This window comes from Streptomyces sp. NPDC005808 (genome assembly GCF_042871385.1).
Classification (GTDB): Bacteria; Actinomycetota; Actinomycetes; order Streptomycetales; family Streptomycetaceae; genus Streptomyces.
This window is the reverse complement of sequence record NZ_JBIAIK010000007.1, coordinates 393,213-407,545: the sequence shown is the minus strand read 5'-3', so window position 1 is coordinate 407,545 and position 14,333 is coordinate 393,213. Positions and strand designations below refer to the sequence as shown.

General features: G+C 69.7%; 16 protein-coding genes and 1 riboswitch. Of the genes, 9 read left to right on the top strand and 7 right to left on the bottom strand.

The window, feature by feature from the left end; all coding sequences use genetic code 11:
* Nucleotide 1 precedes the first annotated feature (1 nt).
* Complete coding sequence (locus ACFYPC_RS18845; RefSeq protein ID WP_388677205.1) at nucleotides 2–1,357, top strand: class II 3-deoxy-7-phosphoheptulonate synthase; 1,356 nt, start codon at nucleotides 2–4, stop codon at nucleotides 1,355–1,357.
* 175 nt (nucleotides 1,358–1,532) lie between these two features.
* Nucleotides 1,533–1,784, top strand: a complete 252-nt coding sequence (locus ACFYPC_RS18840) for a bacterioferritin-associated ferredoxin (protein WP_388677203.1) — start codon at nucleotides 1,533–1,535, stop codon at nucleotides 1,782–1,784.
* An 8-nt stretch (nucleotides 1,785–1,792) separates the two neighbouring features.
* Here the strand turns inward: ACFYPC_RS18840 and bfr are convergent, their stop codons facing one another.
* Nucleotides 1,793–2,272: a bacterioferritin gene (gene bfr, locus ACFYPC_RS18835; protein WP_365427454.1), complete on the bottom strand. Its 480-nt coding sequence runs from the start codon at nucleotides 2,270–2,272 to the stop codon at nucleotides 1,793–1,795.
* Nucleotides 2,273–2,432: 160 nt separating this feature from the next.
* On the opposite strand from bfr, the gene ACFYPC_RS18830 reads away from it, so the two are divergent.
* Nucleotides 2,433–3,065, top strand: a complete 633-nt coding sequence (locus tag ACFYPC_RS18830; protein ID WP_388677200.1) for a sulfite oxidase-like oxidoreductase — start codon at nucleotides 2,433–2,435, stop codon at nucleotides 3,063–3,065.
* A 70-nt stretch (nucleotides 3,066–3,135) separates the two neighbouring features.
* Here the strand turns inward: ACFYPC_RS18830 and ACFYPC_RS18825 are convergent, their stop codons facing one another.
* The 6 genes from ACFYPC_RS18825 to thiO all read right to left on the bottom strand — a co-directional run bounded on the left by ACFYPC_RS18825 (nucleotide 3,136) and on the right by thiO (nucleotide 9,069).
* On the bottom strand, nucleotides 3,136–3,681 hold the full coding sequence (locus ACFYPC_RS18825) for a DUF4396 domain-containing protein (RefSeq protein ID WP_388677197.1): 546 nt from the start codon (nucleotides 3,679–3,681) through the stop codon (nucleotides 3,136–3,138).
* Nucleotides 3,682–3,751: 70 nt separating this feature from the next.
* Nucleotides 3,752–4,618 (bottom strand): deoxyribonuclease IV, encoded by an 867-nt coding sequence (locus ACFYPC_RS18820; RefSeq protein ID WP_388677194.1) that lies wholly within the window; start codon nucleotides 4,616–4,618, stop codon nucleotides 3,752–3,754.
* 72 nt (nucleotides 4,619–4,690) lie between these two features.
* Nucleotides 4,691–6,640, bottom strand: a complete 1,950-nt coding sequence (pknB, locus tag ACFYPC_RS18815; RefSeq protein WP_388677191.1) for a Stk1 family PASTA domain-containing Ser/Thr kinase — start codon at nucleotides 6,638–6,640, stop codon at nucleotides 4,691–4,693.
* 225 nt (nucleotides 6,641–6,865) lie between these two features.
* Nucleotides 6,866–7,660, bottom strand: coding sequence for a thiazole synthase (locus ACFYPC_RS18810; protein ID WP_388677189.1), 795 nt, complete (start codon nucleotides 7,658–7,660; stop codon nucleotides 6,866–6,868).
* Nucleotides 7,661–7,663: 3 nt separating this feature from the next.
* Entirely contained in the window at nucleotides 7,664–7,876 is a 213-nt protein-coding gene (gene thiS, locus ACFYPC_RS18805; RefSeq protein ID WP_388677186.1) for a sulfur carrier protein ThiS, read from the bottom strand.
* Nucleotides 7,873–9,069 (bottom strand): glycine oxidase ThiO, encoded by a 1,197-nt coding sequence (gene thiO / locus ACFYPC_RS18800; protein ID WP_388677184.1) that lies wholly within the window; start codon nucleotides 9,067–9,069, stop codon nucleotides 7,873–7,875. The genes thiS and thiO overlap by 4 nt, the downstream gene beginning before the upstream one ends.
* Nucleotides 9,067–9,178, bottom strand: a riboswitch (TPP riboswitch). It overlaps the preceding gene by 3 nt.
* Nucleotides 9,179–9,230: 52 nt before the next feature.
* Between thiO and ACFYPC_RS18795 the strand changes: the two genes are divergently transcribed.
* The 6 genes from ACFYPC_RS18795 to ACFYPC_RS18770 all read left to right on the top strand — a co-directional run bounded on the left by ACFYPC_RS18795 (nucleotide 9,231) and on the right by ACFYPC_RS18770 (nucleotide 14,278).
* Nucleotides 9,231–9,431: a hypothetical protein gene (locus ACFYPC_RS18795; RefSeq protein ID WP_388677181.1), complete on the top strand. Its 201-nt coding sequence runs from the start codon at nucleotides 9,231–9,233 to the stop codon at nucleotides 9,429–9,431.
* Nucleotides 9,432–9,667: 236 nt separating this feature from the next.
* The gene (locus ACFYPC_RS18790; protein WP_388677310.1) at nucleotides 9,668–10,837 is read left to right on the top strand and encodes an NAD(P)/FAD-dependent oxidoreductase; all 1,170 of its coding nucleotides are present in this window, start codon (nucleotides 9,668–9,670) and stop codon (nucleotides 10,835–10,837) included.
* Between the two features lie 182 nt (nucleotides 10,838–11,019).
* The gene (locus tag ACFYPC_RS18785; RefSeq protein ID WP_365427474.1) at nucleotides 11,020–11,391 is read left to right on the top strand and encodes an Rv2175c family DNA-binding protein; all 372 of its coding nucleotides are present in this window, start codon (nucleotides 11,020–11,022) and stop codon (nucleotides 11,389–11,391) included.
* Between the two features lie 90 nt (nucleotides 11,392–11,481).
* Complete coding sequence (thiE, locus tag ACFYPC_RS18780; protein ID WP_388677177.1) at nucleotides 11,482–12,150, top strand: thiamine phosphate synthase; 669 nt, start codon at nucleotides 11,482–11,484, stop codon at nucleotides 12,148–12,150.
* Between the two features lie 176 nt (nucleotides 12,151–12,326).
* On the top strand, nucleotides 12,327–13,250 hold the full coding sequence (metF, locus tag ACFYPC_RS18775) for a methylenetetrahydrofolate reductase [NAD(P)H] (RefSeq protein WP_388677174.1): 924 nt from the start codon (nucleotides 12,327–12,329) through the stop codon (nucleotides 13,248–13,250).
* A gap of 56 nt (nucleotides 13,251–13,306) precedes the next feature.
* Nucleotides 13,307–14,278, top strand: a complete 972-nt coding sequence (locus tag ACFYPC_RS18770; RefSeq protein WP_388677171.1) for a hypothetical protein — start codon at nucleotides 13,307–13,309, stop codon at nucleotides 14,276–14,278.
* Nucleotides 14,279–14,333 lie beyond the last annotated feature (55 nt).

Below are 14,333 nucleotides of genomic sequence, written 5' to 3'. Positions count from 1 at the left end.
GGTGACCGTGAACGCTGAATCCGAGGCCATCGCCGCCAAGGCGAGCTGGCTAGACCTGCCCGCGGCGCAGCAGCCCGAGTACCCCGATGCCGAGGCTCTGCGCGATGTGATCGCGGACCTCCAGTCGTATCCGCCGCTCGTCTTCGCGGGCGAGTGCGACCAGCTGCGCGCCCGTCTGGCGGCCGTCGCGAAGGGCGACGCGTTCCTGCTGCAGGGCGGTGACTGCGCCGAGTCCTTCGACGCGGTGAGCGCCGAGCACATTCGGGCCAAGCTCAAGACGCTGCTCCAGATGGGTGCTGTCCTCACGTATGCGGCTTCGGTGCCGGTCGTGAAGGTCGGCCGTATCGCGGGCCAGTACTCCAAACCGCGCTCCAAGGGCACCGAGACCCGCGACGGTGTGACCCTGCCGACCTACCGCGGCGACTCGGTCAACGGCTTCGCCTTCGACGAGAAGTCCCGCATCCCGGACCCCGAGCGCCTGAAGCGGATGTACAACGCGTCCGCCTCCACGCTCAACCTGGTGCGCGCCTTCACCACCGGCGGCTACGCCGACCTGCGTCAGGTGCACGCCTGGAACCAGGACTTCGTGAAGTCGTCCCCCTCGGGCCAGCGCTACGAGCAGCTGGCACGCGAGATCGACCAGGCGCTGAACTTCATGCACGCCTGCGGGGCCGACCCGGAGGAGTTCAGGACCGTCGAGTTCTACGCCTCCCACGAGGCGCTGCTCCTGGACTACGAGTCGGCGCTGACCCGGGTGGATTCGCGTACGGGCCAGCTGTACGACGTGTCGGGCCACATGGTGTGGATCGGTGAGCGCACCCGTCAGCTGGACGGCGCGCACATCGAGTTCGCCTCGAAGATCCGCAACCCGATCGGCATCAAGCTGGGCCCGACGACGACGGCCCAGGAGGCGCTGCAGTACATCGAGCGGCTCGACCCGGACCGTGAGCCGGGCCGTCTCACCTTCATCGTGCGGATGGGCGCGGACAAGGTCCGCGACAAGCTGCCCGAGCTGGTCGAGAAGGTCACCGCCTCCGGGGCGACCGTCGCCTGGATCACCGACCCGATGCACGGCAACACCTACGAGGCGGCCTCCGGCCACAAGACCCGCCGTTTCGACGACGTGCTGGACGAGGTCAAGGGCTTCTTCGAGGTCCACAAGGGTCTGGGCACCCACCCGGGCGGCATCCATGTCGAGCTCACCGGCGACGATGTCACCGAGTGCGTGGGCGGCGGCGACGAGATCTTCGTCGACGATCTGCACCAGCGCTACGAGACGGCCTGCGACCCCCGGCTGAACCGCAGCCAGTCTCTTGACCTGGCCTTCCTCGTCGCGGAGATGTACCGCGACCAGTAGCGGAGCCTAGTAGCGGACGCTCAGCCGTTTCGGCTGTTACAGGAGCGTGAATTGGGGCGCGGATCACATACGATCCGCGCCCCACCGCACTTTTACGGTCTCGGCGAGACGGGTAAGGTTAGGTTAGCCTCACCGATCATCGGGATGGCACGACCTAGGAATCCCCCGTCGGGAGGTGGACCGCGTGTACGTCTGCAACTGCTTCGGTGTCACCGAGGCGCAGGTGAAGAAGCACGCGGAGGACGGGGTCTGCACCCCTCGCCAGATAGCGTCGGTGAGCAAGGCGGGCACGGACTGTGGTTCGTGCGTCCGCCGCATTCAGGCCCTGCTGGGCCGGGGAGCGTGCCCGCGCCGCGAACTGGCGGACGAGGGCCGGCCGGTCCTTTCGCAGGTCCCGGTGCCCGCATCGCTGGACGAGGCGGCTTAGCGGGACGGTCAGCTGTCCGGCTGCTCGATCTGCTGTGCGATGTAGAGCGCCTCGCCGAGCTTCTCGACCAGTTCGAGCTGTGTGTCCAGGTAGTCGATGTGGTGCTCCTCGTCCTCGAGGATGTCCTCGAAGATGTTCGCGGAGGTGATGTCGCCCTTCGTGCGCATCACCTCGATCCCCCGCTTGAGACGGTCGATCGCCTCGACCTCCACCTGTCGGTCGGCCTGGAACATCTCGGTGAGCGTCTGCCCCACCCGGACGTGGAACAGCCGCTGGTAGTTCGGCAGACCGTCCAGCATGAGGATGCGCTCGGTGATCTTGTCCGCGTGCTTCATCTCATCGATGGACTCGGAACGCGTGTACTTGGCGAGTTTCGTCCAGCCGTTGTTGTCCTGGATGCGGTAGTGCAGCCAGTACTGGTTGATCGCCGTCAGCTCGCCGGTGAGCTGTTCGTTCAGAAACTCGAGGACCTCGGGGTCGCCCTGCATTGCAGAGGCTCCTTCCAGGCAGGCGGGGAACGGGGCAGATTGCGCCGCATCCTCGCACCGGCCCTCTCGGAACGTCCAGTAAGTGCACGCTTAGTAGGAGTTGCCGGAATCGCAGTCGGGCTGGTCAGGTGCATCGCCCGGGGTCTGTCAGGATGGAGTCATGGGTCAGCCGGTGGAGCGTGAATCTGGAGAAGCGGCGCAGTCCGAGCTTCCGCCGGGGCAGCGACTGCAGCGCGGCTGGCCGGTCACGCACTACGGTCCCGTACCCAAGTTCCGCCCCGAACGCTGGGAGTTCAGGGTCTTCGGAGCGACCGCCGACGGTGAGAAGCACTGCTGGAACCACGAGGAGTTCACGGCCCTGCCGTACGCCTCGGTGATCGCCGATCTGCACTGCGTCACGAAGTTCAGCATGATCGGGGCCGAGTGGGGCGGCATTCCGGCCCGTACGATCCTGGACATCGCCCCACCGGCACCCACCGTCACGCATGTCATGGTCTGGGCCGAGTACGGGTTCAGTTCGAACCTCCGCCTCGACGACTTCGCCTCCGACCGCACGATCTTCGCCACCCACAAGGACGGCGAACTCCTGACGGCGGAACACGGCTTCCCCCTCCGCCTCGTCGTGCCGCAGCTCTACGCCTGGAAGGGCCCCAAGTGGGTCCGTGGAGTGGAGTACATGACGGCGGACCGACGTGGCTTCTGGGAGGAGCGCGGTTACCACAACGTCGGTAACCCGTGGCGCGAGCAGCGCTACTCCTACCAGGAGGAGCCCGGGGACGGCCCCGAGCTCTGAGTCCCGCGTAGCTCCAGCTCCTGCTTCTGTGCGTGCTCCTGCTCCTGCTCCTGTGCCGGTCGGCGGCCGGTCAGTGGTACTGGTGCACCACCGCGTGGCCCTTGCCGCGGCCGATCATCCACTTGTTGACGGGGGTGGTGATCACGAACGCGGCGGCGAGGGCGATGGCCAGCACCCACCAGAAGGCCGCGTCGCCGAGCTCCGTGTCCATCGCACCCGGCCAAAGGACGATCACTCCGTTGTCGATCAGCTCCATCACGGCGATGGAGAGGGTGTCGGCGGCGAGCGCGACCCGGATCGCGGCCTTCAGGCCGATGCCCGCCTTCAGAACGCCGCGCAGCGTGAGCAGGTATCCGAAGAAGAAGGCGAGCGCGATCGCCAGGATCAGCGTCGGTACGTTGCCCCAGCCCAGCGCGGTTCCGATCACCATGCCGAGGACCTCGCCGATGGCGCAGCCGGTGAGGCAGTGGAGCGTTGCCTGGGCGGCCATGGACCAGGTGGCCCTGGCCCCGCTGCCGGGGCCGTGCGTCCCGTGACTGTGTGCTGCGTGACTGTGCGACGCGTGAGCGTGCGGTTCATGAGCGTGCGGCTCGTGAGCGTGTGCGTCGTGCTGCATGGTAGGCCCCCGGAGTCGGGTGGTGGTGCCTGTCGTCCAGCAAGAACTGGATACCCCCCAGGGGTATTCCTCACTCGCGGAGTTTCTTCAGGCGCTCGATGTCCCCCGCGTGTCCCTCCAGGCCGCCCGGCGTCTCGATGATCAGAGGCACGCCCTCGGTGGCCGGGTGGGTCATCAGGGCCCGGAACGGATCCTCACCGATATGGCCGGAGCCGATGTTCTCGTGGCGGTCCTTGTGCGCGCCCACCACATCCTTGGAGTCATTGGCGTGGATCAGCCTGAGGCGGCCCTCACCGACCGTGTCCACCAGCAGGTCGAGGGTCTGGTGCATCCCGCTCGGCCCGGTCAGGTCATGGCCCGCCGCGTAGATGTGGCAGGTGTCGAGGCAGACACCCAGCTTCGGGTGGGCGTCGAGCGCCTCGAAGTACGGTCCGAAGTCCCAGGTGCGGGAGCAGAGCGAGGCGCCCTGGCCGGCCGTCGACTCGAGCAGCAGGTACGGGTCGTCGTCGTGGGTCAGCTCGTCGAGCAGCGGCAGCATGTGCTCGCGCACCTGCGCCAGGGCCACGGCACGCTCCCTGCCTCCGGTGGCGCTCCCTGTGTGCACGACCACACCCAGCGCGCCGATCTCCCGGCCCCGGCGCAGCGAGTGCCGCAGCGATTCGACGGACCTCTCGACCGTCGCCTCGGTGTGCGAGCCGAAGTTGATCAGATACGGGGCATGGACGTACGCCGGGATCGACTCCGCGGCGCAGGTCGCGCGGAACTCCTCATCCTGCCGGGGATTACCGGCGGGCGTCGCCCAGCCGCGGGGATTGGCGACGAAGACCTGGACGGTCTCGGCCTTGAGCTCGCGGGCGTAGCCCAGGCCGACGGAGTTGAGGCCGCCGGCCACGGGGACATGGCCGCCGACGGGGTTGCGGAGCTGCTTGCTGGTCACACCCATCAGGGTGTCACGCGCCTGCGCCCGTCCCGTCGGCGGACCTCGTGCGGGGGACCGGTGAGGTGCGGTTCAAGCGATCTCGATCGTGATCGTCGACCCCTTGGGCGCCGTGTCGCCGCCGTCGACCGACTGGCTCTTCACCGTGTTCCCGAAGAGGTTGAGCAGTCCGCGGTTCTCGTCGACCTGGAACCCGGCGTCCTCCAGCGACTGCTTCGCGTCGTCCACGCTGTCGCCCACGACGTCGGGCACCTCGACCAGCTCGGGACCCTTGGAGATCGTCAGCGTCACGGTGTCGCCCTCGGCCGCCTCGCTGCCCTCGCCCGGGGACTGTTCGGCGACCAGTCCCTTGTCGAACTCCGAATTGACCTGCGTGGAGGCGATCTTCACCTTCAGACCCGCTTCCTCCAGCTCCGCGGTGGCGTCCTCGACGGACGCTCCGGTGACATCGGCCACCTCGACCGGGCTGCCCTTGCTGACGGTGATCGCGATGGCGGAGCCCGCACGGCGCTCGGTGCCCGCTGCCGGGTCCGTGCTGATCACGGAGCCGTTGGGGATGGCGTCGCTGAACTCCCGGGTGACCATGCCCGCTGCCAGACCGCTGTCCTTCAGCGTGGCCTTCGCACTGTCCAGGGCCGCGCCCTTGACGTCCGGCACCTTCACTGTCTCCGGGCCGTCGGAGATCGTCAGGTCCACGGAGTCGTTGTCCCGGATCCGGGCGCCGACCTCCGGGTCGCTGCTGATGACGCTGCCGCGCTCCACCGTGTCGCTGTACGCGTGCTTGACCTCACCGGCGTCCAGCCCGGCGTCCGCCAGCCGGTCCTTGGCCTGCTCCTCGGTGACCGCCAGGACCGCCGGGACCTTGGTGAACTGGCCCGAGTTGATGTACCAGACGCCCGCGCCCAGGCCGAGCACCAGAAGGACCGCGGTGACGATCGCGATCATTCCGCGCCGGGGGCGCCCAGGGGCGCGCCGTGCGGGCGGGGCGCCCTCGGACGCGAACTGGCTGGTCCGCTCGAACCGGCTGGTCGGGTTGAGTACGGCGTCCTCGCCCTGATACTCGTTCACCGGCAGCGGGCGCTGCAGGGACAGCGAGCGCGGGATCACGCTCGTACGGTCCTCGGCGTTGTGGTGCCCCATACCGAGGGCCTGCGGCGGTACGGCGTCGAGCTGCTCGGCGCTGAGCTCCGCCCGCGCCTCCAGCACCTGACCGAGCAGCGCCACCGCGTCGTACGGGCGGACCTCGGGGTTGCGTGCGGTCGCCGAGGTGACCAGCTCGTCGAGCTGGAACGCCAGATCCGGTACGGCGGCGGACGGCGGCGGTACGTCCGCGTGGAGGTGCTGGTAGAACACCTGGGCGGGGGAGTCACCGGAGTGCGGCTTGCCGCCGGTGAGCATCTCGTAGAGCACGATGCCGCACGCGTACACGTCGACGCGGGCGTCGGCGGTGCCGTGCTCGATCTGCTCGGGGGCGAGATACGAGACGGTGCCGAGGACCGCGCCCGTCGTGTTGGTGACGGTGTCCACGGCTCGTACGAGCCCGAAGTCCGCCACCTTGACCCGGCCGTCGTCCCCTATGAGCACGTTCTCCGGCTTCATGTCGCGGTGCACGAAACCGGCGCGGTGGGCCGCGCCGAGCGCCGCGAGCACCGGCTCGAAGATGTCGAGCGCGGCCCGCGGCTGGAGGGCCCCGCGCTCGCGCAGGACGTCGCGCAGGGTGCACCCGGCGACATACTCCATGGCCAGATAGACGTACGATCCGTGCGCCCCCTGGTCGAAGACCTGCACCACATTGGGGTGGGCGAGCCGGGCCACCGACTTGGCCTCGCGGATGAACCGTTCGACGAACGAGCCGTCGGCAGCCAGGGCCGGGTGCATCACCTTGAGGGCGAGCACACGGTCGAGGCGGGTGTCCAGGGCCCGGTAGACCGTGGCCATCCCGCCGACCGCGATGCGCGCGTCCACGCGGTAGCGGCCGTCGAGCAGCTGCCCGACAAGCGGGTCCTGAAGGGTCGTATCCACGCAGGTGAGTCTACGAGCCACCACTGTCAGCCCCACCCGTTCAGCCGATACCGGGGCTGGACTGAAGCCGACCTGTGACGCACGCCGCACAGGCCATGAGGTACCCGGCAGTCGCCGACGGCGGGTCGCCGCACGGGAGACCAGCACTTTTCAACGAGGTGGAAACGGGCGGTGCGCGGGCGGGAAAGTCCTGAAGCCGCAACCACGGACGGCGGACGGCCAAGGTCAGAACGCCGGCCGCTCCGGATCCAGCCGGGCCAGCCCCTCCGCAGGAGACGACGCCTCGGCGAAGTGCCGCCGAGGAATCCGCCCCGCCCGGTAGGCGAGCCGCCCCGCCTCCACCGCGTGCCGCATGCCCTCGGCCATGAGCACCGGCTCCTGGGCCCGCGTCACGGCCGAGGCGAGCATCACCCCCGCGCACCCCAGCTCCATCGCGAGCGCGGCATCGGACGCTGTCCCGGCTCCCGCGTCCAGGATCACCGGCACGCGCGCGTGCTCCACGATCAGCTGGAAGTTGTGCGGGTTGCGGATCCCGAGCCCGGACCCGATCGGCGACCCCAGCGGCATGATCGCGGCGCACCCGACGTCTTCCAGTTTCCGCGCGAGCACCGGGTCGTCGTTCGTGTACGGCAGCACGGTGAAGCCGTCGTCCACCAGCGTCTCCGCCGCGTCGAGCAGCTCGATCGGATCGGGCAGCAGCGTGCGCTCGTCGGCGATGACCTCCAGCTTGATCACGTCGGTGCCCAGGGCCTCGCGCGCGAGGCGGGCGGTCAGTACGGCCTCGCCGGCGGTGAAGCAGCCCGCCGTGTTCGGCAGCACCCGGATGCCGAGCCGGTCGAGGACGGAGAGCACGGAACCGTGTACGTAAGCGTTTACGCGCCGCATGGCGACCGTCGTCAGCTCCGTACCGGAAGCGACGAGCGAGCGCTCCAGGACATCGAGGCTGGGCGCACCCCCCGTACCCATGATCAGACGGGACGAGAAGGACGTACCACCGAGGACAAAGGGATCGTCGGCCATGGGTCAGCCTCCTTGGACGGCAGTGAGGACTTCGACACGGTCTCCCTCGGAGAGGGAGGTGGAGGACCACTGCCCTCGCGGGACGACGGTTTCGTTGAGCGCGGCGGCGACACCGGACGGAGCCGGGGTGAGCGCCGCGACGAGGGTGTCGAGAGCGGTTCCGGCGGCGACCCGCTGCCGCTCTCCGTTGACGAAGACGCTGACGAGGATGCTCATACGGGCTGCTCCGTGCGTGCCGGGCTGAAGCGCTTGGGGGAGAAGGGGCGTGCCACGTCCGGGAGTTCACCGGTGGTCAGGGCGTGCGCCATCGCGTCACCGGTGACGGGGGTCAGCAGGACGCCGTTGCGGTAGTGCCCGGTCGCCAGGAGGAGCCCGTCGAGCTCGGTGGGACCGAGCAGCGGCGCGTTGTCCGGCGACCCGGGGCGCAGTCCTGCGCGGGTCTCGGTGAGCGGCAGCTCGGTGATTCCGGGGACCAGCTCATGGGCGTCGCGCAGCAGCTCGTACACGCCGCCCGCGGTCACCGTCGTGTCCCAGCCCAGCTCCTCGCTGGTCGCGCCGACGACGAGCTCGCCGTTCTCGCGCGGCACCAGATAGACATGGCTGCCGCGCACGACGGCACGCACGGTGCGGCTGAGGAAGGGCGCGTACGGCCGTGGCACGGTAAGCCGCAGCACCTGCCCCTTCACGGGGCGCACGGGCGGTAGCAGAGCCTCGGGAACGCCCGCGAGGCGCCCGCTGAGGCTGCCCGCGGCGAGGACCACCTGCCCGGCCGACAGCTTGACGCCGTCCGCGGTGACGACTCCCTGGGCCCGGTCCCGTACCACGCCCAGGCGCTCGGCCCACGTCCGGCGGAACACCACTCCGGCCCGCTCGCAGGCCGTGACCAGGGCCTTCGCGAGCCGGCGCGGATCGATCTGGTGGTCGCCGTCCACCCGCAGCCCGCCCCGCACGCCGGGCGCGAGCATCGGTTCGAGGCGGCGGCACTCACGGCCGCTGAGCCACTCGGAGTCGAGCCCGGACTGACGTTGCAGGGTGTGCAGTTCACGCAGGTGCACACGGTCGTCGGCGTCGAGTGCGACGGCCAGGGTGCCGCACCGGCGGTAGCCGAGGTCCTGGCCCGTCGCCTCGGTGAGCTCGGCGACGAAGTCCGGATAGCGGTGCGCGGAGGCCAGGTTGAGGCCCAGCAGGGTCTGCTCTCCGTAGTGCAGTTCGGTGACGGCGGCGAGCATGCCGGCCGCGACCTGCGCGGCGCCGCCGCCGGGCTCGGGGTCCACCAGCGTGGTCGTCAGTCCGCGCTGCGCGGCCCGCCAGGCCGTCACCAGCCCGATGATTCCGCCCCCGATGACGAGGACGTCTGAGATGCCTGGTGACACGGACGTACGGGATGTGTCAGGCGGTGTATGCGACATGGGCGTCCAGCCCCTCCCTTCGCCGGCATGACCCGGATCAGGTTCGTACGGTCGGAGGCCGTCCAGCCTCCCTCTCAGCCCGGTCGTCCGGACTCCCGCGAGTGCTTTACGTTGACCAGCCTAGCTCGCTGCCGTATGTCTCAGTAAGGGAGCCTCCGTCCATGGCCCGTTCGCTCGACGGCCTCGCCCTGTCGCCGGTCGCCGACCAGGCGCCCGGCGGCACCTCCTCGGGGCACTGCGTGTCCCGCGTGACCGAGCTGCCCGACGGGCGTGTCCGCCTGGAGGAGACGTGGGAGTGGGAGTCGCAGCGGGGCAGCGGGACCAGTTCGGTGGAAGAGGTCCGCCCCAGCGACACCCCCTAGTGGTGCCGTGCGGGTCTGTGGTGGTGCCGTGCGGATCCGTCCGGGCGGTGCTGCCCAGTCGTGTGGAGCAGGTCGGGTCGGGCGGTGCGGAGCAGGTCAGGTCGGGGCGGTGTGGAGCAGGTCACTGAGCACGCCCGCTGACTGACGAATTGTCAGCTGTCTATGGTGATCAGGTGACCGACAAGACGCAGGTTCAGGAGCGGGCGGTACGGCAGGTCGTCGTCGTGGGCGCGGGCATGGCGGGCGTACAGACCGCGGTCGCCCTGCGGGAACAGGGCTTCGCCGGCGGCGTGACGCTGATCGGGGCGGAGCCGCACCAGCCGTACGACCGCCCACCGCTGTCCAAGGCCGTACTGCTCGGCAAGGCCGAGGGCTCCGCCTTCGACCTCGACTTCGAGGCACTGGGCATCGACCTGTGGCTCGGGCGCGAGGCGCTCGGTGTACGCCCCGGGGACCATGAGCTGGACACGGTGGCGGGGCCGGTGCCGTACGACGTCCTGGTCGTCGCGACCGGCGCGGAACCGATCCGGCTGCCGGGCACGGAGGGCGTGCCCGGGGTCCATCTGCTGCGCACCCTGGACGACGCCGAGCGGCTGCGTCCCGTCCTCGCCCAGCAGCACGACATCGTGGTGGTGGGGGCGGGCTGGATCGGCGCCGAATTCGCCACCGCAGCGCGTGAGGCCGGATGTGTGGTGACCGTCATCGAGGCCGCCGACCGGCCGCTCGCCGGGGCGCTGCCCGCCGAGGTGGCCGCCCCGATGGCCGCCTGGTACGCGGACAGCGGAGCCTCGTTGCGCACCCACGCGCGCGTGGAGCGCGTCGAGCCCGGCGCCGTGGTGCTGGACGACGGCTCACGGGTGCCCGCGGGCGCCGTGATCGTCGGCATCGGAGCGCGCCCCGCCACCGCCTGGCTCAGCGGCTCCGGCATCGAGCTCGGCGCCCACCGAGAGGTCCTGGCCGACGACCATCTGCGCACCTCCGTGCCGGACGTCTACGCGGTCGGCGACTGCGCTTCCTTCCCTTCGGGAAGGTACGAGGACCGCCTTCTGGTCCACCACTGGGACAACGCCCTCCAGGGACCGCGCACGGTGGCGGCGAACATCATCGGCGAGTCCCCTGTGGCGTACGACCCGGTCCCGTACTTCTGGTCCGAACAGTTCGGCCGCTTCGTCCAGTACGTCGGCCACCACGCCCCCGCCGACACCACCCTCTGGCGCGGTGACCCGTCCGGCGCGGCCTGGACGGTCTGCTGGCTCCACGGCGGCCGGCTGGTCGCCCTCCTCGCGGTCGGCCGGCCCAGGGACCTGGCCCAGGGCCGGAAACTCATCGAGGCGGGCACCCTGATGGACCCGGAGCTGCTGTCGGATCCTTCGCGGCCGCTGAAGACGGCGACGCTGACGCCTTAGGCGGGGCTGGTTCGCCGTGGGCGGAACCGGTGTCGGCCGGGGCGATCCAGCCGTGCGGTGCCCCGATTCCGATGGGATTCGGCCGTGCGGCGCCCCGATCCAGACGGGATCCGGCTGTGCGGTAACCCGATCCCGACGGGACTCGGCTACCGAGTGTCAGTCCGGGATGGCAGGCTTGTCCTGTGACCGAGATTGACGCAAAGATCGATGCTCTCGTCCCCGCCTGGCTCACCCTGCCCGACATCGCCGAGCAGTTCGGTGTCGAGGTGACCCGCGTCCGGCAGCTGGTCAGGGAGGGCCAGCTGATCGCCGTACGCCGCGGTGAGAACCGTGCGCTGCATGTCCCCGCCGCTTTCATCGACGGGGCCGAGCAGAAGGTCGTCAAGGGCCTGACAGGCACCCTGACGCTCCTGCGGGACGACGGTTTCTCCGACGAAGAGATGCTCGAGTGGCTCTTCACTCCCGACCCGAGCCTGCCCGGCACCCCCGCACAGGCTCTCAGCGAGAATCGCGGCACGGAGGTGAAGCGTCGCGCCCAGGCGCTCGCCGTCTGACCGAGACAGACCGTCCGACGTTCGGACCACGGCGCCATGGACCACCCCGGCCGCCGTGGTCCCCACGCACCGACAACGGGGGTAACACGCATGCCCGACAACGCCGCCACCGCACGCGCCCAGCTCGCCGACGCCCGTGTCTACCTGTGCACGGACGCCCGCAGGAGCCAGGGCGACCTCGCCGATTTCCTGGACGCGGTCCTGGACGGCGGTGTCGACATCGTGCAGCTGCGTGACAAGGGCATGGAGGCGGCCGAGGAGCTGGAGCACCTCCAGGTCTTCGCGGACGCCTGCGCGCGCCACGGCAAGCTGCTCGCGGTCAACGACCGGGCGGATGTGGCCCACGCCGCCGGCGCCGACGTGCTGCACCTGGGCCAGGGCGATCTCCCGGTTGCAGCCGCCCGCGCCATCCTCGGCGACGAAGTCCTGACAGGCCGCTCCACGCATGCCGAGTCCGAGGCCGCGGCAGCCGCCGTCCAGGAGGGCGTGGACTACTTCTGCACCGGCCCCTGCTGGCCGACGCCCACCAAGCCCGGCCGCCACGCGCCAGGCCTGGACCTGGTCCGGTACACGGCCTCGCTGGGTACCGCCCGCCCGTGGTTCGCCATCGGAGGCATCGACCTCGGCAACCTCGACGAGGTGCTGGAGGCGGGTGCCCGCCGCGCCGTCGTGGTGCGGGCGATCACGGAGGCGGACGACCCGGGAGCGGCGGCGGCGGAGTTCGCGAAACGGCTGCGCGGCGTACAGCTGTCCGAGTAGCCGTGCGTGTAGCCGACCGAGGAGTTCCCTGAACAGCCGTCCGGTTGACTGAACAGCCGTCCGGTTACCTGAACGGTTGTCCGGCCTCTGTCCGAGGAGTGGACAAGAATTCGACAAATCGGGCAATTCCCGGCCGTGCGGTTGGGGGACCCGATCCCCCTGGCTAACCTGCGGGTATGGCCTTCGGATCTGCTTCCACCAGGACTGACCGCGCACGAACCGTGCGCGACATGCTCGCGACCGGCAACAAGACGTACTCGTTCGAGTTCTCCGCGCCGAAGACCCCCAAGGGCGAGCGGAACCTGTGGAACGCGCTGCGCCGGGTGGAAGCGGTCGCACCCGACTTCGTCTCGGTGACGTACGGAGCCGGCGGATCCACCCGCGCGGGCACGGTGAAGGAGACCCAGCAGATCGTCGCCGACACGACGCTCACCCCGGTCGCACACCTCACCGCGGTCAACCACTCCGTCGCGGAGCTGCGCAACATCATCGGCCAGTACGCGGACGCCGGGATCCGCAACATCCTCGCCGTGCGCGGCGACCCGCCCGGGGACCCCATGGGCGACTGGGTGCCGCACCCCCAGGGCCTGACCTACGCGGCCGATCTCGTCCGTCTCATCAAGGAGTCCGGCGACTTCTGCGTAGGCGTCGCGGCCTTCCCCGAGATGCATCCGCGCTCCGAGACCTGGGACCTGGACACCGGGCACTTCGTCGACAAGTGCCGCGCCGGCGCCGACTACGCGATCACGCAGATGTTCTTCCACCCCGAGTCGTATCTCCGCCTGCGCGACCGCGTAGCCGGGGCCGGCTGTGCGACTCCGGTGATTCCCGAGGTCATGCCGGTGACGAGTGTGAAGATGCTGGAGAGGCTTCCGAAGCTCAGCAATGCGTCGTTCCCGGACGTTCTGAAAGAGCGGATCCTCACAGCCAAAGATGATGCGGCGGCTGTACGCTCCATTGGCATCGAGTTCGCGACGGAGTTCTGCGCGAGGCTGTTGGCCGAGGGAGTCCCCGGACTGCACTTCATCACGCTCAACAACTCCACGGCAACGCTGGAAATCTACGACAATCTGGGCCTGCACCACCCGCAGCAGGCCTAGACCGGTCGCACCCACGTACGACACACTGCGTAGCGGCCACTGGGAGAGGGGCGTACATGGGCTGGACGGTCCTCTATATCGCTTTCGGCGTCGTCGCGCTCTGGCTGCTCGGCGAGGTTCTGCTGCAGTACAAGGCGCGGCTGCGTTACCGGTTGCTCGCCTTCGCCGGCTTCCTCGGCGTGGTCTTCGGCGTGCTGATCCCCTCCGTCGTGGTCATCGGCCTGGGCGCTGCGGCGTTCGCGGTCGGCCAGACGTATGTGACGTTGTCGTTCCGCCGCGGGTTCGCGGAGGGCTGGGCCGTCGGAAACCGCCAGGGCGCCGACAAGGCCAAGGGCAAGAGCAAACGCCGCCGTGGTGAGCCTGAGCACCAGGACCCGACGCTGGAGGTCACCGACCTCGAAGCGGCAGACGCCACGGCATTTCCGCAGGAGGACGAGTTCGCGGGCGAGGACAACGTCTTCTCACCCGCGCAGTCCGACCGCTTCATGCCGCCGGGTGCGGGTGAGCCCGGCGCCGCCGAGACCACTGCCGTGTACGAGCCGCAGCCCCTGCCCGACGACACCGGCTCCTACGGCGTGTACGACGCCAACGCGTATGCGGCAGCGGCCGATCAGTCCTACGCGTCCGCGGCCCAGGGCCAGGACCAGCAGGCCTATGCGTACGACGGCTACTCCGGCTACGACCAGCAGCAGTACGGCTACGACAGCAACGGCCAGCAGCAGTACGCCGCCTACTCCGACCCGTACATCGGCACGCAGACGTACAGCGGTGCCTCGTACGACAACACCACCTACGGTGGCGGCGAGCAGCAGCAGTACGGGCAGCAGGGCTACGGTCAGGACCAGTACGCCGCCGGTACGTACGGTGACGGCACCCCGCCCGGTGGAGTCTGGGTGCCGCAGCAGCGCACCGACGAGTACGGCGGCGAACTCCCGCCGGAACAGCCGTATCCGTACCAGGAGAACAACAACGGCAACAACAACGGCAACAACGGCACCGGGTACGACGAGCAGCAGTACCGGTACTGAGGGCGGCACGGGTACTGAGGGGCAGCACCGGTACGGGAGGAGCGGCACGGTACTG